This window comes from Acinetobacter proteolyticus (assembly GCF_000367945.1).
GTDB classification, from domain to species: domain Bacteria; phylum Pseudomonadota; class Gammaproteobacteria; order Pseudomonadales; family Moraxellaceae; genus Acinetobacter; species Acinetobacter proteolyticus.
Genome location: NZ_KB849179.1, coordinates 2,997,656 through 3,016,722 on the forward strand (window position 1 = coordinate 2,997,656; position 19,067 = coordinate 3,016,722).

Consider the following 19,067-nt stretch of genomic DNA (forward strand, 5'->3'; position numbering starts at 1 on the left):
AGTCTGAATGAAGAATAAATTCACCATTCAGTTAAATAATAAAAAACAAATAAAAACAATGTCTTAATAATTTTGTTTTTTAAACACTTATTCCATTTATCGATAAGATTATGCAATCTTCTATTTTGCACTTTTCATCATAAGCAAAGCCCGATTATTTATTTTTTATGCAATAAAAAAAGTTTTAGCTTAGTTGCTCATCTTATTTAAATCTTTTGATTTTCCGGGGAGCACAACCAACATGGCTATTACAATCCATCGCTCATGGGCAACATCGACCCTCATTGCCGCAAGCCTTGCCAGTATGATGGGTGTTGCAGGTTGTGCAAAAAAACCAGAGCAGCAAGAGACCACAAAACAAGAAACCACAACATTAAATATCGGCTTTCAAAAGTATGGCATCCTGCCGATTCTCAAAGCAAAAGGTGAATTAGAAAAAAATCTTGCTGCTCAAGGTGTCACGGTGAAATGGGTTGAATTCCCTGCGGGACCACAACTATTGGAAGGACTAAATGTGGGTAGTGTAGTGTTTGGCGAAGCAGGTGAAGCACCACCAATCTTTGCTCAAGCCGCCAATCCCAATCTGGTCTATGTGGCCAACCAACCACCTGCACCTAAGGCCGAAGCATTGATTGTGCAGAAAGACTCGCCGATTCAGTCGATACAGGATCTGAAAGGAAAGCGTATCGCACTGAACAAAGGCTCCAATGTGCACTATCTCTTACTCAAATTATTGGAAGCCAATAACCTCAGCCTCAATGATATCCAAGCCGTTTACCTGCCGCCATCCGATGCCCGTGCGGCATTTGAAAAAGGTGCAGTCGATGCTTGGGTGATCTGGGACCCATTTTTTGCCGCAGCAGAACATCAGATTCATGCCCGTGTGATCGCTACAGGCGAGCATTTGGTCAGCAATCACCAATTTTATCTGGCAGATCGTCAATTTGCCGAAAGCCATCCTGAAGCACTGAAAACGCTGGTGAATACGCTAAACCAGACCACAGATTGGGTACAAACCCATCCAGATGATGCAGCAAAATTACTGGAAAAACCGACGGGGCTTGAGTTGGATGTTTTAAAAAGCTCAATTTCACGCATGGGCTTCGGAGTTCAACCGATCTCTGACAAAGTCGCCAAAGAACAGCAATATGTGGCCGATGCCTTCTTTGCACAAAAACTGATTCCGAAGCAACTTGTGATTCAAGATGCCGTATTAAAGAACGAGATTAAATAATAGGGGATGATGATGAAGTTGTTATCTAAGGTTTCTGTTTTCGGCTTGCTGATTTCTGCATTTTCACTCAGCGGCTGCCAAAAGACCGAATCCCCAAATACTGAAAAAACAGCTTCCAGCACTGAAGATACAGCAGTCAAAACCCTATCGATTGGCTTCCAGAAATCATCGCTAAATTTATTGGTGGCCAGACAACAACAGTTGTTTGAGCAAGCATTCCCGAATGCAAAAATTGAATGGCGTGAGTTCCCAGCTGGTCCGCAAATGTTAGAAGCACTTGCCGTTGGTGCAGTCGATTTTGGTTATGTGGGCAATACCCCGCCAATCTTTGCTCAAGCCGCAGCAAAACCGTTGAGCTATGTCGCTTATGAAGTCGTTGCACCGACAGGCCAAGCCATATTGGTGCATGCCGACGACAAGATCAACACGCTGCAAGATTTAAAAGGTAAGCGTGTTGCGGTACAGAAAGGCTCAAGTGCACACGAACTACTCGCCAAAACCCTGCAAAAAGCAGGGCTATCTTGGCAAGACATTCAACCGATCTGGTTACCACCTGCCGATGCTCGTGCAGCCTTTGATAAAAAGGCTGTAGATGCTTGGGCGATTTGGGAACCCTATCTGGGGACTGCTGAGTTACAGGGCCATACCAAAACCTTGGTCGATGGTTCAGCATTTCCAACCACCTATTCTTTTTATATCGGCAATCCTGACTTCATTCAAAAGCATCCCGATTCAGCACAGAAATTCATTCATAGTGTGAACAGCGCAGATCAATGGATTGTGAAACATCAAGATCAAGCACTACAGATTTATGCACAAAGTACCGGACTCAGTACGCCTGTCGCTCAACAGGTTCTGAACAAACGACCAAAACCTTCACCGGTATATGCGCTCAACCCTGAAGTGATCAAAAGTCAGCAACAAATCGCCGATTTATTTAAACAAGAGCAACTGATTCCTGTGCAGATTGATATTCAGCACAGTGTCTGGTCTGCCCAATAAACATACCTTTCATTTTCATAAGGAACATCGACATGAATATTTTCTGGTTTATCCCCACTCATGGTGACAGTCGTTATTTAGGCACCAGCAAGGGTGCTCGTCAGGTCGATCATGCTTATATGAAACAGATTGCCGTTGCGGTGGATAATCTCGGTTATGCAGGCGTACTGATTCCAACTGGCCGTTCTTGTGAAGACCCATGGATTACCGCAGCCAGTCTGATTGATGCCACCAAACAACTCAAATTTTTAGTCGCGCTGCGTCCAGGCATTACCACGCCAGCGCTTGCAGCACGTATGGCAGCGACCTTTGACCGCCTCTCCAATGGCCGTATTTTATTGAATCTGGTCACAGGGGGAGACGAGCAAGAGCTAAAAGGTGATGGTCTCTATGAAGATCACAGCACCCGTTATCAGACCGCATCCGAATATGTCAAAATCTGGCGTGAAATCTTGACCCGTTCACATACAGGTGAATCTTTTACTTTTCATGGTGAGCGCCTGAGTGTCGATGATGCCAAGTTGCTCTACCCGCCGGTACAGCAGCCTTACCCACCGCTTTGGTTTGGGGGCTCTTCAGAAGCAGCAACAGAGTTGGCAGCGGAACAAGTTGATACCTATTTGACTTGGGGTGAACCGCCGGCTGCGGTCAAAGAGAAAATTGAATATCTCCGCGCCAAAGCAGCTGCCAAAGGTCGCACACTCACTTATGGCATTCGCTTACATGTGATTGTACGCGAGACCAATGAACAAGCATGGGCCGCCGCTGATGAACTGATCCAATATCTGGATGATGCAACCATTGCCGCAGCACAGAAAAAATTTGCGCAAATGGATTCAGTCGGTCAGCAACGTATGGCTGCATTACACGGCGGACGTAAAGATCAATTGGAAGTTTCTCCAAACTTATGGGCCGGCATTGGCCTAGTCCGTGGCGGTGCGGGCACTGCATTAGTTGGCGATCCTGAGACTGTCGCCGCACGTATTCAAGAATATGCTGACTTGGGGATTGATACCTTTATTTTCTCAGGTTACCCACATTTGGAAGAATCGATCCGTTTTGCCGAACTGGTGTTCCCATTACTGCCACTTAAAACCCGTGAAAAACTGGCGCAACCACATCTAACGGGGCCTTTCGGAGAAATCATTGCCAATAACTATGTCCCTGAGACCAAGCAAGCAAAAGCCTTGATCAAGGAGGACGCATGAGTGCAAAACCATTTTTGAATGATGTTTCACGTGGAACACAAAAAATAGGCAAAGGTCTTCTGCCTTGGCTGTTTCCGATTTTACTGATCCTGATTTGGCAAGCGGCTTCTAGTTCAGGCCTATTGCAAAGTCGGGTATTACCTGCCCCAACCGCTGTGGTGAGTGCCTTCTGGCACTTACTGCTCAGTGGTGAACTTTGGCAGCATGTCAAAGTCAGTGCGGGTCGTGCCTTACTCGGTTTGTTGATTGGTGGCGGGCTTGGTCTGGTTTTAGGACTACTCAATGGCTCATCTCGTATTGCCTCGACCTTGCTGGATACCACCCTGCAAATGATTCGTAACATCCCTGCGTTAGCCTTGATTCCACTGGTGATTTTATGGTTCGGCATTGATGAAACGGCCAAGTTGTTCTTGGTTGCTGTCGGCGTATTTTTCCCAATCTATATCAATACCTATCACGGAATCCGCTCTGTCGATCCGCAGCTGATCGAAATGGGCAAAAGCTACGGTCTCAATCGCTGGCAGCTCTATAGAGACATTATCTTACCCGGTGCGATGCCCTCAATTTTAGTTGGACTACGCTTTTCTTTAGGTCTGGTTTGGGTGCTTCTGATCGTTGCTGAAACCATTTCCGCCCAGTCTGGCATTGGTTATATGACCATGAATGCGCGCGAGTTTTTACAAACTGATATCGTCTTGGTCGGTATTTTACTGTATGCCCTGCTGGGTAAATTAGCCGACGTACTGGCACAAGGTTTGGAACGTTATCTATTACGTTGGCATGCAGGCTATCAAAAATAAAAGGGACAGAAAAATGAGTAACCTAAATTTAAATTTCTACGATAACACGCTCATTCAACCGATTGCCGAGCCAGAAACCACCACCGCACCCGCCAATGGGGCTGATATTCTGATTGAGCAACTGTATAAATTCTATGGTGAGGTTAAAGTCCTTGAGGATTTAGACCTCAACATCCAAGCGGGTGAGTTTGTTGCCATCGTTGGCCGCAGTGGTTGTGGTAAAAGTACCCTACTCCGTTTGATTGCCCAACTCGAAAAAGCCAGTTATGGCGAAATCAAGTTCCTATCCGCTCGCAATTTCCGTGAAGGCATTACCAACGATGATATTCGGGTCATGTTTCAAGACCCACGTTTGTTGCCCTGGAAAAGTGTCTTGCATAATGTACAGTTGGGCTTAACCAAAGATCAGCACCTGCTCGCACAACAACTCTTGGAAAAAGTGGGCTTAAAAGACAAAGCCAGCCAATGGCCAGCACAGCTTTCAGGTGGACAACGTCAACGGGCTGCCCTTGCCCGCGCACTTTCACATACACCCCGTATTCTATTGCTGGATGAACCACTCGGCGCTTTAGATGCGCTCACTCGTCTGGAAATGCAGAACCTGATTGAACGTCTGTGGAAAGAACAAGGGTTTACCGCCATCTTGGTTACACATGATGTCAGTGAGGCAGTGCAATTGGCAGATCGAATTATTCTGCTGGATCAAGGGCATATCGCGCAGAGTTTTCAAGTCAATCTGCCACGCCCACGAAAAAAGAGTATTGCTTTCGCTCAGCTCGAACAACAAGTCCTTGATGCGGTTTTAGCCACCTAAAACCGCTTGAATAGGCACTGGAAAACAGAAAAATAATCAAAAAATGCCAGTCAAACTTGATGAACGAAAAATGAATTATTTACAAAATATGTATACGCTTTTTTAGATTTCAATAATTATCAAATACATCCTCAACACTGACCCAAAAAGTCTATTTTTTTCGATAAAAAAAATTCGTTATTGTGCACAAATCCGACAATTTATCTTACAATGTCAATGACATTTTTTGAATCAAGCTCGCAGATGGAACAGAAAAAAAGTACACAAAAGCGCAATCAACTGCTGAATGCTGCCCTCGATGTTTTTTCCGTCTATGGGTTTAGTGGTGCCAGTCTGGATGAGATTGCGCAACTGGCAAATATGCATAAATCGAATATTTTCTATTACTATGAAAATAAAGAGTCGCTTTATGTCGAGGTGCTCACCACGGTATTACAAAAGTGGCTTGCACCCTTGCAAACCTTAGAGTCTGAGCTTGAGCCTACTGAAGCCCTGACTCACTATTTAATTCAAAAAATTGAAAGCTCACGTGATCAGCCTAAAGCCTCACGTTTATTTGCTCTTGAGATTATTCAAGGTGCGCCGCATATTTTACCGATCTTAAAAGGGCCGTTAAAAAAGCTGTTTAAGCGTAAAACCAAGGTGATTCAAACTTGGCAAGAGCAAGGTAAATTGTCGGCAGAGATTGACCCTGAATTATTGATTCTCAATATTTGGGCGATCACCCAGAATTACGCTGATTTTTCAACACAAATGGAAATGGTCACAGGTAAAACTTTGCGTAACCGTAGCATGTTTCAACGCACTATCGAACATACCGTACATTTGATGTTATACGGTGTATTACCCCGTTAAATTTTCTTCTAAAAGCCTAAATTTTAGCGATTGAAATATATTAAAAAAGCGACTTTGTGAGTCGCTTTTTTTATCATCCAAAGTATGATGAAAAACCACTCATCTGCGCTAAACCGCAGAATGGCTTAGATTAAGAGGGTCATAGTTTGATGTATTAAGCCTTTCATGTAAGGCATATTCTGTTGGTTTTAGAGTTTCTTAACAATTTTCTCTTTAGGTTTTTCCTTAGTTAATATAAATAAATCATCATTTAAGTAGGAGAATCTCTCCGCTAACCATTCATGAGTATCTGTTAAAGCCTGATTGTAGAAATGATGTCCAAACTCTTCAACAATAAAATCAAATAAAAATTGAGCGGGAAAATTTCCGAGATCTAAATCAAGCTCTTTAAGAGTATATTTTTTCAATGAAAAGATCATTTGTTCACGTGTAAATTCATCAAATTTAATAATTTTGTCTTCAGTCATGTATTTAATCTCAAATATAGTATTCGCTAATTACAATTTTTATAAATTATTTATGCAATAACAGAACGTCTTATAATGACGTTCTTCCTCAACTTGAGTCTGATTTGTTCATAAAACAGACTCTTATATCTTTTTATTTTACATAATGACCGTTATGTGGAAACCCAACAATTATTTATTTTCAACAACTTACTGATCAGAAAGAGTTTACCTGCATATAATACAACGCTAAACCTTTGCATTTAAAAATGCGCCTGATACAGCGCCAATAATTTTTGTGCACCAAGCAGCAGATTCTCTTCCCAATCTAAATGGGCCGTATCATTGGCGCCATCAGTAATATATTTGACCGAAATCAAACGCACTCCCAGTTTTTGGCACACTTTGGCCAAAGCATAAGCCTCCATATCGACGAGGTTACAACTGACCTTTGGAACGCCTGTTTCAAAAGAATCACCCGTTCCACAAATCCCTTTGGGTAAAAGCTCAAAATGGGCTTGAGTATGGATTTCAGCTGGAATCTCATCATCCATCGGAGTCACTCCCACGGCAAAACCCAGTGGAGACACATCCATATCACGCTGCACAAAAGTAATCACCTCAACCAGACTGTGCGCATCAAAGTGTGAACTGCCAGCACTGCCTAAATTGATCAGCGTTTTGCATCCCGTCTTTTGAATCACCTCAAATGCCTTGAATGCTGCGTTAATTTTGCCGATTCCACTGTAATGAACTTCAATACCTGCTTGTTCAAACAGCCCTTTGGATTCATTCGGCAAAGCCATAATCAGAGCAATATCAGCATTCATAAAGGACTCTTTTCAATCAAAATAAACAAACATAGCCTGAATTTAACAAAAAACATGATACTCGGAAATGTCGTCCGCAACTGTTCGAGACAGGGCTCCATTTATAAGGAGTTGTTTCTGCGACTCTTTCAACTAGTTGATGGTAGTCAACGAGTTTTGCGGATGACAATGGTTTTGCTTACTTTTGCCGAAACAAAAGTAAGTCGAACCGAAGGTTTATCCTGAAATTGGATGAGAACAAATAAGATTCCATCAAGATAATTGTTTTTAAAAACTAAAGATATAGACCGAACTCAGGTTACATAAAAAGGTGTGCTTTAGCACACCTCGATATTATTGCATCTTCTGCTGTAAGGCGACCAAACAGGGAGAGAAAAATAATTGACCGCTATACGCCCCTGCCAACGTTTTCTTCATCACCAATGCCCATAGGCCAACCAACAACAGACTTAAAACCACAGCCGCGTACTGTAAGAAGTCGATATGTAATTGATGCGCTAAATTAAAGATCGCCAAAATAAACACACCGAATGGGAAAGTCAGTCCCCACCAACCCAAGTTAAATGGAATGCCAGTACGCATATGGCGCAGTGTGGTCAAGATCGCAATCCCGAACCACCATAAGCCAAAACCTAATAGCACCAAACTTGCCACAATACCCAAGGCTGGAAGTAAGGTCGCTAAGCCTTCAAAGTCCATCGCCTGCATAATACGTGGCGCTTGCTCACCCAGTAATAATAACGCTAATGCCCCTGTTCCAATCGGCCCTAAACATAACCAGCTAGAAATCGCGACTTCTTTTTCAGGTAACTGGTGTAAAGCTAAACGTAACATCAAAATGGTTAAGATCGCAAAAGCAGGTAGTACAGAAATACCCCACAACACATAGCCTGTGATCAAGATAGTTAACGCATGTTGATTGGCTGCTAAATGTTGCAACAACAGCCCCGCAGAGCTGGCCGCAACTTCACAGGCCACGATCGGGAGTAACCATACCGCGGTCATCCGTTGTAATTGATGATCTTGGCAGCTAAACATACAAAATGGCACCACCCACGCGATTACCACCGCAAGAAACACATCCAGATACCAAAGATAAGTGGCAATTTGAACGGCAATATCACCATATAAATCGATACCGAAGCTCAGAAAACCATTGGCAATCGTGGCTAAGCCCATCGGGATCGCGCCGAGGAATAAGCTCATATTGGGATGAGTAAAAATCTGTTTTGCTTCGGTTGGAAATAAAATCCAGCGTAAAATATACAGCACGCTAAAGGTACTAAATAAAAGAATATTAAATTGCCATAATTTGGTCGCTAGCATAAACAAAACAGATGAGGCGAAAGGCAGTTGTGCTAAAATCATCGCCACCACACCCGTTCCCATGGTTGCAGTAAACCAGTTCGGGGTAAAATGGCGAATCACATCGGTGCTCTGCTCTAGCTGATAAAACGGCTTTTTCATCTCTTTCTCAATATCAAGCGACTATGCAGCTATTTTAGGTCAATCATTAAATAAGAAAAATTGATTTATTTTTATTTAATGAATCAATTTAATTGATATAAAGACTTTAAATAATGAAATTTTTCTGTGTAAAAACACAACAACAAGACGAAACGCTGAGAATATGGCAATATATAGCCTTTGCAAAAATCACTGTATTTAACGCTCATGAAGTTGCTTCGTCTTAATGCATTATCGCCAGATTTTCAGTTACCGCCGACTGCGGTAACGATTGGCAATTTTGATGGTGTCCATCTCGGCCATCAAGCGATGATTGCTCAACTCAAAAGCTTGGCTGACGCGCAAGGCTTAAAGACCTTGGTAATGATTTTTGAGCCACAACCACTTGAATTTTTTAAAGGTTATGAGGCACCACCTCGAATCAGCTCACTCAGAGAAAAAGTAGAATATTTGACTGAGCTCGGTGTGGACTATATTGCTGTAGCGAAATTTGACCATTATTTTAGAAGCTTAAATGCCACTGAATTTGCTGAACTACTTAAATTAAAACTCAATGCACAAAGCCTAGTGTTGGGTGATGACTTCCATTTTGGTAAAGACCGCCAAGGTAACAGTGAATTTTTACGCGATTACGGCTTTGACGTCACCAATTTAAATACCGTCGCTTTAAATGGTGAACGTGTTAGTTCGACCCGTATTCGTCAAGTTCTGCAACAAGGTGATCTGGCATTAGCAGCCAAACTCTTGGGGCGCCCTTATAGCATCACAGGCCGAGTACAATATGGTGATCAGATTGGTCGCACCCTTGATTTTCCAACCATTAATGTGCGTTTAAACCGTCATAAACCCTGTTTAAACGGCATTTATGCAGTGGACGTGATGTGTGAAAATGCATCATTGAGCGCAAAAGTAAAACATTCAGATCCTGCCCTCAACGGGATTGCAGGCTATCAAGCTGACAGTTTGTTTGGTGCAGGTCATGTGGGGACACGCCCAGCCATCAAACAAGACCAGCCAGAATGGCGATTAGAGGTACATTTCCCTGATGTTTCTGCTAATCTGTATGGCTTATTGATGCGGGTAACCTTCCTTCACTATTTACATGGTGAGCTGAATTACCCTTCGCTTGAAGCCCTCAAAGCCGGAATTGATGATGATGTGCAAAAGTTACGAGACTATCGTACTAACACAGCTGAATTTCCTTTTTAAATTTAATTAGTAGGGTTTGTTTACACTTCACAATGCTTGCGACAGAGGAGTTTTTTTAGACGATACAAGGCATGACTTGCGAAATTTAGTCATTCTAAATGAGCCAAGTTATAACGCAGTAGCGGCAAAAAATATCCCTGTCCCGAAGGGTTATAGCTAAAACTGCCCCAAACATCGTTATGAAACTTGACAAGGGGATCGCCATTGCCTACGTTTCATGCCTTGTTTGTGTGGTTTTAGCCAATAACGCAAGGCATGGCTGAAGTGTTAACAGACCCTAAAGTAATACATGTCAGTTTACAAACTGATCAAACTGGAAGAAAACTTGCATGAGCGATAAGCAAACTCCTGAAAATGCAGTGGATTATAAAGCCACACTCAATTTGCCAGATACTGAATTTGCCATGAAAGCAAATTTGGCTGTGCGTGAAGCCAAATGGTTAGAAGAGTGGTATGCCGACAACATTTATCAGCAGATTCGTGAATCGCGTATTGGCAAGAAAAAATATGTTCTTCATGACGGCCCTCCATATGCCAATGGTCAAATCCATTTAGGTCATGCCGTCAATAAAGTCTTAAAAGACATCATTATTAAAAGTCGCGTTTTAGATGGCTTCGATGCACCGTATGTACCGGGTTGGGACTGTCACGGCCTACCAATCGAACTAAAAGTAGAAGAAAAAGTCGGTAAAGTCGGCGTTAAAGTGGATGCCTCAACTTTCCGTAAAGCTTGCCGTGAATATGCCTACACCCAAGTCGAATTACAGAAGAAAGACTTTGTGCGTATGGGCGTTTTTGGTGATTGGGACAATCCATACCTGACCATGAACTTCAAGCAAGAAGCGGATATCGTGCGTGCATTGGGTGCCATTGCCAAAGCAGGTCATATCGAACCGGGTTTAAAACCAGTGAACTGGTGTATGGACTGTGGTTCATCATTGGCTGAAGCTGAAGTTGAATACGAAGATAAAAAATCAGATGCGATTGATGTTGGCTTCACGGTTGTTGATCTTAAAGATCTCAGCGCACGTTTGAATGTTGATGTTCAAGATGCCACGGATATCGTGATCTGGACCACTACACCATGGACCTTACCTGCCAACCAAGCAGTCGCGCTACACGCTGACATCGACTATCAATTGGTTCAAGTGACCACTGACCGTGGTACGCAAAACTTTATTCTAGCCAAAGACTTGGTTGAATCAGCGATCGAACGTTACAAACTGGAAAACCCAGTGGTACTTGCTGATTTCAAAGGTTCTGCAATCGAAAACCTTCTTTTACAACATCCACTGTTGGCAGATCGTCAAGTCCCTGTCATTTTAGGCGAGCACGTGATTGCAACCAGTGGTACAGGTGCCGTTCATACTGCACCTGGCCATGGTGTGGACGATTATAAAGTCGGTTTGCTGTATCAATTAAAAGTTGAAAACCCTGTCGGTGGTAATGGTGTTTATTTACCAACATCGCCAATTTTTGCAGGGGAACACATCTATAAAGCCAATCCTCAAATCATTGAGGCATTGGGTGCAGTTGGTCGTCTATGGGCACATCAGCCAATCAAACATAGCTATCCACACTGCTGGCGCCATAAAACTCCAATTATCTTCCGTGCGACGCCACAATGGTTTATCAGTATGGATGCCAATGGTCTGCGCCAAAATGCATTAAATGCAATTGAAAATGAGATCGAATTTGTGCCTGATTGGGGACAAAGCCGTATTCAATCCATGATTGAAGGTCGTCCAGACTGGTGTATCTCACGTCAACGTACTTGGGGTGTGCCAATTCCATTTTTCGTGCACAAAGATACCAATGCATTACACCCACGTACGCCTGAATTGATCGAAGAAGTGGCTAAACTGATCGAACAAGAAGGTATCGATGGTTGGTATAACCGTGAAGCGAGTGAGTTTATCGGTGCTGATGCTGAACAATATAATGCAGTCCGCGATACCCTAGACGTTTGGTTTGACTCTGGGACAACCCACTACGCTGTGCTGCGTGAACGTGATGACCTACAAGATCCAGCAGACCTCTATCTTGAAGGCTCAGATCAACATCGTGGCTGGTTCCAATCGTCGTTGTTAACCTCGATCGCGATCAATGAACGCGCACCATATAAAGGTCTACTCACCCACGGTTTCGTGGTCGATGAGAAAGGCCGTAAGATGTCCAAATCATTGGGCAACATCATTACCCCACAAGACATTATCAAAGATATGGGTGCTGATGGTTTACGTTTCTGGATCGCATCTGCCGACTATCGTTACGAGATGACAGCTGGTAAAGAAATCTTTAGCCGCGCATCAGATGGTTATCGTCGTATTCGTAATACCTTACGTTTCTTGTTGGCAAACTTGAATGGCTTCAAACCATCAACAGATGCGTTACCAGTCGACCAGTTGATTGCATTGGATCAATACATCTTGCAACGCGCTGCTGAGGTTCAAAAAACCATCCAGCAAGCCTATGAAGAGATGAACTTCCATATTGTGACCAATGCGCTAACAAGCTTCTGTATCAATGACTTAGGTGGTTTCTACCTCGACATCATCAAAGATCGTCAGTACACCACCAAAGCAGATTCACAGGCACGTCATTCTGCGCAAACTGCGCTATATCATATCGTGCAAGCTTTTGTACGCTGGATGTCACCAATCTTGAGCTTTACCGCACAAGAAGCTTGGCCATTGATTCCAGAACAAACTGGAAAATATGTATTTACCGCTGAATGGTATGACATCCCAACTGCATCAACAGCAAACTTACTGTCTGAAGCAGATTGGCAAACATTGATTAGCGTAAAATCAGCAGTAAATAAACAGATTGAAGCAGCTCGTAACGCTAAACTCATCGGTAGTAACCTATCTGCTAAAGTTGAACTTTGGGCAGATGAAGCATTACAAACATTGTTAAACCAATTGGCTGATGAATTACGTTTTGTCTTGATTACCTCTCAAGTCATCGTTCACCCTTATGCTGAACAAGGCGAAAGCACAGACCTCGAAGGTCTACGTGTGCAAGTTTCGGCGGCAGATGGTGAAAAATGTGTACGTTGCTGGCATGTATTGCCTGATGTAAATACACACGTTGGTCATGCTGGTTTATGCGCTCGTTGTATTATCAACGTCACTGGCAGTGGCGAAGTGAGAAAATATGCATAATTCTGTGCAAACAAGCCCAACGAAAAAAGGCTTATTCCAATTTTACCCGCACAACGTACTATGGCTTGGACTTTCAGTCCTTGCCATTGTGTTGGATCAATGGACCAAATGGATTGCCAGTTCGCATTTAAACTATGCGGACCCTGTTCCCGTCCTGCCTTTTTTAAATTGGACACTGCTGCATAATTATGGCGCAGCATTCAGCTTTTTGTCTGATGCAGGTGGCTGGCAACGCTACTTCTTTACCTCTCTAGCAGGTGTGGTATCGCTCATTTTCATTTTCTGGCTAATGCGTATGCCAAAGAAAATGATCGTGTTACCGATGGCAATTGCGTTGATTCTCGGTGGTGCAATTGGCAATTTGATTGATCGTGTCAGCTTAGGCTATGTGGTCGATTTTATTCATGTTTATTATCAAAATAGCCATTTCCCAGCCTTCAACCTTGCGGATAGCTCAATTACCCTAGGCACGATTTTGCTGCTGATTGATACTTTCTTCTTAGAGAAGAAACGCAACCAAAATGCGGATGCATAAGATGAACGAAATTATCCAACCAAACGAAGAAATTCGTATTCAAGAAGGCTCAAAAGTCGACTTACACTTTTCAGTCTCTATTGAAAATGGTGTCGAAATTGATAACACCCGTGGTCGTGAAGAACCTGTCAGCCTCGTAATTGGCGATGGTAACTTACTGCCAGGATTCGAAAAGGCATTATTTGGTTTACGTGCAGGCGACCGTCGTACTGTACATTTACCACCTGAAGACTCCTTTGGTCCTTGGAATCCTGAAAATATTCAGACTTTCGATACCGTCAAATTTGAGCAACGCCCAATTGTAGGTCATATGATTGAATTTGAAGATAAAGCCAAAGCAACCTTGTTTGGCATCGTAAAATCAGTCAATGATGACATTACCGAGATTGATTTTAATCATCCACTGGCAGGCAAAAATATCACCTTTGAAGTGGAAATCTTCAAAGTCACTCCTGCGGGTCAGCAAGGCATCAAATTGATGTAACAAAAAAGCTCTCAAATGAGAGCTTTTTTTATCGCTTAAAAAAAGTATAAGATCATAAACAACGATTCATTTTTAAAAATCAAAGTAATAACAGAGGAATTTAAACATGCTGATTTATATTATTGTTGGTAGTGTTCGGGAAGGTCGCACAGCGATCAAAGTCGCCAATTGGGTAGAGCAAGCGACAGCAGAACTTGCATTAGAAGATGTTCAAACCGAAGTTGTTGATCTTAAGAAATGGGACTTACCGCTATTTGCAGGTTCCCATCCCCCTGCGACAGGCATTTATGATCAGCCGAAACAACAGCAATGGGCAGATAAAATTGCGCAGGCGCAGGCGTTTATCTTCATTAGCCCTGAATATAACCATGGCTATAGTCCAGCACTGAAGAATGCCTTGGATTATGTGGGTAAAGAATGGCAAGGTAAACCTGCAGCCTTTATCGGCTATGGTTCAACCAATGGCTCACGTTCAATCAGTCAAATTCGCCAAGTGACCTCAAGCTTAGGTCTAGTTGACCCCAATGCAGTGATTGAAATTCGCGACATCTTTAAACGCAATAAAGATGAGAACTTTGATGCCAATGAGTTTGAAGTGAAAGGCTTAGCAGCACTGATTGCTAAATTACAGAAATATAATATCGTCTAGTTGTAAGCCTAAGCGTACGTTGATTAGATCGATTTACGTCTGTTCAGCTTTCGGCTTGATCGCTAATATATAAAGCATAGAGAGACAGGAAGTCTCATTGAGAATAATAAAACACACAGGACGTGGTCGTTAATAGGATATCAACGACATAAACTGAATATGAAGAAGCCCCGTCAGGATGATGGGGCTTCTTTTTATCTATTTGAAGCATGTAACAGAAATTGACATCGTATCCCGCAAGATACAATCTGCCCCAGAAAGCCCTACATTTTCCATGTTTTTAGCTTGTTACCCTAAAATAAAAATGATTTTGAGGTCGTAACCATGGGTAAAAAAGCATTAATCATCACATCTAACGCAGGCGTTGAACATGATGAGCTGATTCAACCACTCGAATTTCTAAAAGGCAAAGGTATTGAAGTCATCCATGCAGCAGAAAGCTTTGATGCTGTACAGACGGTAAAAGGTGATAAAGCACTTGGCCCAAGTTATACACCACAAGCCTCATTGGATCAGGTTTCTGTAGAAGATTACGACATTTTGATTATTCCTGGTGGAACAGTGAATGCGGATACCTTACGTCTAAATGAAAAAGCCCATGCCATCATTCAATATTTCACTGATCAAAACAAGCCGATTGCTGCAATCTGTCATGCGCCTTGGACACTAATCAATGCAGAACGAATTAAGGATAAAAATCTGACCTCCTATAAAAGTATTCGTCTAGACCTAGAAAATGCAGGTGCACACTGGGTTGATGAAGCAGTACATCGTTGTAATACCAATAACTGGCTGTTAATCACCTCTCGTTGCCCTGATGATCTTCCAGAATTTAGCCAGGCAATTCTCGATGAACTGAATCAAAGCTGAAGCTTGGAAATGAATTATATTTTTTCGCGGCATAAAAAACACCCCCAACGGTTAGGTTGGGGGTGTTCGTATTTAAAAGCTGGCGATGACTTACTCTCACATGGCAAGTGCCACACTACCATCAGCGCTAAGAGGTTTCACTTCTGAGTTCGGGAAGGGATCAGGTGGTTCACTCTTGCTATTGTCGCCAGCAAACTGTTTTGGTTTTGGGTGGTCTTACGTTTTTTGCCACTTAGTACCGAAAGAGTTATTAACGGATTAGTTTAATCGAGTCGTATTGTAACTAGTTTTGACACTAAATCAAGTTATGTATTGAATTTATCTTGAATACAACAACTGTTTGGGTGTTGTATAGTCAAGCCTCACGAGCAATTAGTATTGGTCAGCTTCACACGTCACCGTGCTTCCACACCCAACCTATCAACGTCCTAGTCTCGAACGGCTCTTTAGAGGAATAAATTCCTAGGGAAATCTTATCTTGAGGTAGGCTTCCCGCTTAGATGCTTTCAGCGGTTATCCCTTCCGAACATAGCTACCCGGCGATGCGACTGGCGTCACAACCGGTACACCAGAGGTTCGTCCACTCTGGTCCTCTCGTACTAGGAGCAGATCCTCTCAAATTTCCAGCGCCCACGGTAGATAGGGACCGAACTGTCTCACGACGTTCTAAACCCAGCTCGCGTACCTCTTTAAATGGCGAACAGCCATACCCTTGGGACCTGCTTCAGCCCCAGGATGAGATGAGCCGACATCGAGGTGCCAAACACCGCCGTCGATATGAACTCTTGGGCGGTATCAGCCTGTTATCCCCAGAGTACCTTTTATCCGTTGAGCGATGGCCCTTCCATACAGAACCACCGGATCACTAAGACCTACTTTCGTACCTGCTCGACTTGTGGGTCTCGCAGTTAAGCGCGCTTTTGCCTTTATACTCTACGCGTGATTTCCGACCACGCTGAGCGCACCTTCGTACTCCTCCGTTACTCTTTAGGAGGAGACCGCCCCAGTCAAACTACCCACCAGACATGGTCCTCGCCCCGGATTACGGGGCAGAGTTAGAACCTCAACATTACCAGGGTGGTATTTCAAGGACGGCTCCATACAAACTAGCGTTCGTACTTCAAAGCCTCCCACCTATCCTACACAAGTAAGGTCAAAGTTCAATGTCAAGCTGCAGTAAAGGTTCACGGGGTCTTTCCGTCTAGCCGCGGGTACACTGCATCTTCACAGCGATTTCGATTTCACTGAGCCTCTGCTGGAGACAGCGCCGCCATCATTATGCCATTCGTGCAGGTCGGAACTTACCCGACAAGGAATTTCGCTACCTTAGGACCGTTATAGTTACGGCCGCCGTTTACTGGGGCTTCGATCAAGAGCTTCGCTTACGCTAACCCCATCAATTAACCTTCCAGCACCGGGCAGGCATCACACCCTATACGTCCACTTTCGTGTTTGCAGAGTGCTATGTTTTTAATAAACAGTTGCAGCGGCCTGGTTTCTGTGGCTGCCAATAGCTCAGGGAGCAAGTCCCATCACCGTCAGCAGCGTACCTTCTCCCGAAGTTACGGTACCATTTTGCCTAGTTCCTTCAGCAGAGTTCTCTCAAGCGCTTTGGTCTACTCGACCTGACCACCTGTGTCGGTTTCGGGTACGATTCCTGTGTAACTGAAGCTTAGAGACTTTTCCTGGAAGCATGGTATCAGCCACTTCACTGTACAAGTACAGCTTGCTATCAGTTCTCAGCATAGAGTACCCCGGATTTGCCTAAGATACATGCCTACAACCTTCCACCTGGACAACCAACGCCAGGCTGACTTAACCTTCTCCGTCCTCTCATCGCATTACACAGAAGTATTGGAATATTAACCAATTTCCCATCGACTACGCCTCTCGGCCTCGCCTTAGGGGTCGACTCACCCAGCCCCGATTAACGTTGGACTGGAACCCTTGGTCTTTCAGCGAACGGGTTTTTCACCCGTTTTGTCGTTACTCACGTCAGCATTCGCACTTCTGATACCTCCAGCATACTTCTCAATACACCTTCATCGGCTTACAGAACGCTCCCCTACCACTTGACTTAAAGTCAAATCCGCAGCTTCGGCACATAGTTTTAGCCCCGTTACATCTTCCGCGCAGGCCGACTCGACTAGTGAGCTATTACGCTTTCTTTAAAGGGTGGCTGCTTCTAAGCCAACCTCCTAGCTGTCTATGCCTTCCCACATCGTTTCCCACTTAACTATGATTTTGGGGCCTTAGCTGGCGGTCTGGATTGTTTTCCTCTTGACTACGGACGTTAGCACCCGCAGTCTGTCTCCCGGATAGTACTCATTGGTATTCGGAGTTTGCATCGGTTTGGTAAGTCGGGATGACCCCCTAGCCGAAACAGTGCTCTACCCCCAATGGTATTCGTCCGAGGCGCTACCTAAATAGCTTTCGGGGAGAACCAGCTATCACCAGGCTTGATTAGCCTTTCACCCCTATCCACAAGTCATCCCCTGGCTTTTCAACGACAGTGGGTTCGGTCCTCCAGTTAGTGTTACCCAACCTTCAACCTGCTCATGGATAGATCGCCTGGTTTCGGGTCTATACCCAGCAACTAAACGCCCTATTAAGACTCGATTTCTCTACGGCTCCCCTATGCGGTTAACCTTGCTACTGAATATAAGTCGCTGACCCATTATACAAAAGGTACGCAGTCACCGAACAAGTCGGCTCCCACTGCTTGTATGCATGCGGTTTCAGGATCTATTTCACTCCCCTCACAGGGGTTCTTTTCGCCTTTCCCTCACGGTACTGGTTCACTATCGGTCAGTCAGGAGTATTTAGCCTTGGAGGATGGTCCCCCCATATTCAGACAAGGTTTCACGTGCCTCGCCCTACTCGTCATCATTGTGTGTGCCCTTTCGTGTACGGGAATATCACCCTCTACGTTCGCACTTCCCAGAGCGTTCCACTAGAACACACATAACTTAATGGGCTGATCCCCGTTCGCTCGCCGCTACTAAGGGAATCTCAATTGATTTCTTTTCCTAAGGGTACTGAGATGTTTCACTTCCCCTCGTTCGCTTCATAAGCCTATGTATTCAGCTTATGATACCCGCCTTATAGCGGGTGGGTTCCCCCATTCAGAAATCTCCGGATCAAAGGATATTTGCCGCCTCCCCGGAGCTTTTCGCAGGCTATCACGTCTTTCATCGCCTCTGACTGCCAAGGCATCCACCACATGCACTTAATTACTTGACTATACAACCCCAAACAGTCGTTACACCTACAAGTGGGTGTAGCAACAGAATCAATGTAAACATTAATTCATACAGCTTGTTGTTTCGTGAACTTAATCACCGTACAGCTTCAATCTAAATTCATATACCAAAACGCTTGATTCAGTGTTTTTGCTAGTTCTCATTTCATTCAACTTAAACATCGAAACGTTTAAATCAAAGAATGAGTGAACAATTTATTTCAGACTCAATTCTACTAATCTGTTAATGATTAAC

At 43.8% G+C, this 19,067-nt stretch carries 15 protein-coding genes and 2 rRNA genes; 12 read left to right on the forward strand and 5 right to left on the reverse strand.

The annotated features are described in order from the left end of the window. Window positions 1-241 precede the first annotated feature (241 nt). The 6 genes from F993_RS03135 to F993_RS03110 all read left to right on the forward strand — a co-directional run bounded on the left by F993_RS03135 (window position 242) and on the right by F993_RS03110 (window position 5,913). Window positions 242-1,234: a sulfonate ABC transporter substrate-binding protein gene (locus F993_RS03135; RefSeq protein WP_004656771.1), complete on the forward strand. Its 993-nt coding sequence runs from the start codon at window positions 242-244 to the stop codon at window positions 1,232-1,234. Between the two features lie 12 nt (window positions 1,235-1,246). Beyond that, window positions 1,247-2,236, forward strand: a complete 990-nt coding sequence (locus F993_RS03130) for an aliphatic sulfonate ABC transporter substrate-binding protein (RefSeq protein WP_004656772.1) — start codon at window positions 1,247-1,249, stop codon at window positions 2,234-2,236. A 32-nt stretch (window positions 2,237-2,268) separates the two neighbouring features. After that, window positions 2,269-3,444 (forward strand): FMNH2-dependent alkanesulfonate monooxygenase, encoded by a 1,176-nt coding sequence (gene ssuD, locus F993_RS03125; protein ID WP_004656774.1) that lies wholly within the window; start codon window positions 2,269-2,271, stop codon window positions 3,442-3,444. Beyond that, window positions 3,441-4,244 carry an aliphatic sulfonate ABC transporter permease SsuC gene (ssuC, locus tag F993_RS03120; RefSeq protein WP_004656776.1) on the forward strand — a complete coding sequence of 268 codons (804 nt, stop codon included), beginning with the start codon at window positions 3,441-3,443 and terminating at the stop codon, window positions 4,242-4,244. Before ssuD ends, ssuC begins: the two co-directional genes overlap by 4 nt. A gap of 13 nt (window positions 4,245-4,257) precedes the next feature. After that, the gene (locus F993_RS03115; protein WP_004656778.1) at window positions 4,258-5,058 is read left to right on the forward strand and encodes an ATP-binding cassette domain-containing protein; all 801 of its coding nucleotides are present in this window, start codon (window positions 4,258-4,260) and stop codon (window positions 5,056-5,058) included. A 243-nt stretch (window positions 5,059-5,301) separates the two neighbouring features. Further along, window positions 5,302-5,913, forward strand: a complete 612-nt coding sequence (locus F993_RS03110) for a TetR/AcrR family transcriptional regulator (RefSeq protein WP_004656779.1) — start codon at window positions 5,302-5,304, stop codon at window positions 5,911-5,913. A gap of 188 nt (window positions 5,914-6,101) precedes the next feature. Here the strand turns inward: F993_RS03110 and F993_RS03105 are convergent, their stop codons facing one another. The 3 genes from F993_RS03105 to F993_RS03095 all read right to left on the reverse strand — a co-directional run bounded on the left by F993_RS03105 (window position 6,102) and on the right by F993_RS03095 (window position 8,656). After that, entirely contained in the window at window positions 6,102-6,380 is a 279-nt protein-coding gene (locus F993_RS03105; protein WP_004656781.1) for a DUF2164 domain-containing protein, read from the reverse strand. A gap of 242 nt (window positions 6,381-6,622) precedes the next feature. Then, window positions 6,623-7,189, reverse strand: a complete 567-nt coding sequence (locus F993_RS03100) for a phosphorylase family protein (protein WP_004656782.1) — start codon at window positions 7,187-7,189, stop codon at window positions 6,623-6,625. 333 nt (window positions 7,190-7,522) lie between these two features. Next, on the reverse strand, window positions 7,523-8,656 hold the full coding sequence (locus F993_RS03095) for a TDT family transporter (RefSeq protein ID WP_004656783.1): 1,134 nt from the start codon (window positions 8,654-8,656) through the stop codon (window positions 7,523-7,525). Between the two features lie 207 nt (window positions 8,657-8,863). On the opposite strand from F993_RS03095, the gene ribF reads away from it, so the two are divergent. From ribF to F993_RS03065, 6 genes are all read left to right on the forward strand, one after another. Further along, window positions 8,864-9,865: a riboflavin biosynthesis protein RibF gene (ribF, locus tag F993_RS03090; RefSeq protein WP_004656784.1), complete on the forward strand. Its 1,002-nt coding sequence runs from the start codon at window positions 8,864-8,866 to the stop codon at window positions 9,863-9,865. A 329-nt stretch (window positions 9,866-10,194) separates the two neighbouring features. Continuing rightward, the gene (gene ileS, locus F993_RS03085) at window positions 10,195-13,032 is read left to right on the forward strand and encodes an isoleucine--tRNA ligase (RefSeq protein WP_004656785.1); all 2,838 of its coding nucleotides are present in this window, start codon (window positions 10,195-10,197) and stop codon (window positions 13,030-13,032) included. Next, entirely contained in the window at window positions 13,025-13,567 is a 543-nt protein-coding gene (gene lspA, locus F993_RS03080) for a signal peptidase II (RefSeq protein WP_004656786.1), read from the forward strand. Before ileS ends, lspA begins: the two co-directional genes overlap by 8 nt. 1 nt (window position 13,568) lies before the next feature. Beyond that, the gene (locus F993_RS03075; protein ID WP_004656787.1) at window positions 13,569-14,051 is read left to right on the forward strand and encodes an FKBP-type peptidyl-prolyl cis-trans isomerase; all 483 of its coding nucleotides are present in this window, start codon (window positions 13,569-13,571) and stop codon (window positions 14,049-14,051) included. 106 nt (window positions 14,052-14,157) lie between these two features. Continuing rightward, window positions 14,158-14,700 carry an NADPH-dependent FMN reductase gene (locus F993_RS03070; RefSeq protein WP_004656788.1) on the forward strand — a complete coding sequence of 181 codons (543 nt, stop codon included), beginning with the start codon at window positions 14,158-14,160 and terminating at the stop codon, window positions 14,698-14,700. A 324-nt stretch (window positions 14,701-15,024) separates the two neighbouring features. Next, window positions 15,025-15,570, forward strand: coding sequence for a type 1 glutamine amidotransferase domain-containing protein (locus F993_RS03065; RefSeq protein WP_004656789.1), 546 nt, complete (start codon window positions 15,025-15,027; stop codon window positions 15,568-15,570). A 77-nt stretch (window positions 15,571-15,647) separates the two neighbouring features. On the opposite strand, the gene rrf is transcribed toward F993_RS03065, so the two are convergent. Then, window positions 15,648-15,762, reverse strand: a 5S ribosomal RNA gene (gene rrf, locus F993_RS03060). A 159-nt stretch (window positions 15,763-15,921) separates the two neighbouring features. Beyond that, window positions 15,922-18,813, reverse strand: a 23S ribosomal RNA gene (locus F993_RS03055). Window positions 18,814-19,067: the final 254 nt, after the last annotated feature.

Bases quoted from the DNA above. Each gene is read 5' to 3' on its own strand.
- F993_RS03135 (WP_004656771.1), top strand. From the start codon at position 242: ATGGCTATTACAATCCATCGCTCATGGGCAACATCGACCCTCATTGCC.
- F993_RS03130 (WP_004656772.1), top strand. From the start codon at position 1,247: ATGAAGTTGTTATCTAAGGTTTCTGTTTTCGGCTTGCTGATTTCTGCA.
- ssuD (WP_004656774.1), top strand. From the start codon at position 2,269: ATGAATATTTTCTGGTTTATCCCCACTCATGGTGACAGTCGTTATTTA.
- ssuC (WP_004656776.1), top strand. From the start codon at position 3,441: ATGAGTGCAAAACCATTTTTGAATGATGTTTCACGTGGAACACAAAAA.
- F993_RS03115 (WP_004656778.1), top strand. From the start codon at position 4,258: ATGAGTAACCTAAATTTAAATTTCTACGATAACACGCTCATTCAACCG.
- F993_RS03110 (WP_004656779.1), top strand. From the start codon at position 5,302: ATGGAACAGAAAAAAAGTACACAAAAGCGCAATCAACTGCTGAATGCT.
- F993_RS03105 (WP_004656781.1), bottom strand. From the start codon at position 6,380: ATGACTGAAGACAAAATTATTAAATTTGATGAATTTACACGTGAACAA.
- F993_RS03100 (WP_004656782.1), bottom strand. From the start codon at position 7,189: ATGAATGCTGATATTGCTCTGATTATGGCTTTGCCGAATGAATCCAAA.
- F993_RS03095 (WP_004656783.1), bottom strand. From the start codon at position 8,656: ATGAAAAAGCCGTTTTATCAGCTAGAGCAGAGCACCGATGTGATTCGC.
- ribF (WP_004656784.1), top strand. From the start codon at position 8,864: ATGAAGTTGCTTCGTCTTAATGCATTATCGCCAGATTTTCAGTTACCG.
- ileS (WP_004656785.1), top strand. From the start codon at position 10,195: ATGAGCGATAAGCAAACTCCTGAAAATGCAGTGGATTATAAAGCCACA.
- lspA (WP_004656786.1), top strand. From the start codon at position 13,025: ATGCATAATTCTGTGCAAACAAGCCCAACGAAAAAAGGCTTATTCCAA.
- F993_RS03075 (WP_004656787.1), top strand. From the start codon at position 13,569: ATGAACGAAATTATCCAACCAAACGAAGAAATTCGTATTCAAGAAGGC.
- F993_RS03070 (WP_004656788.1), top strand. From the start codon at position 14,158: ATGCTGATTTATATTATTGTTGGTAGTGTTCGGGAAGGTCGCACAGCG.
- F993_RS03065 (WP_004656789.1), top strand. From the start codon at position 15,025: ATGGGTAAAAAAGCATTAATCATCACATCTAACGCAGGCGTTGAACAT.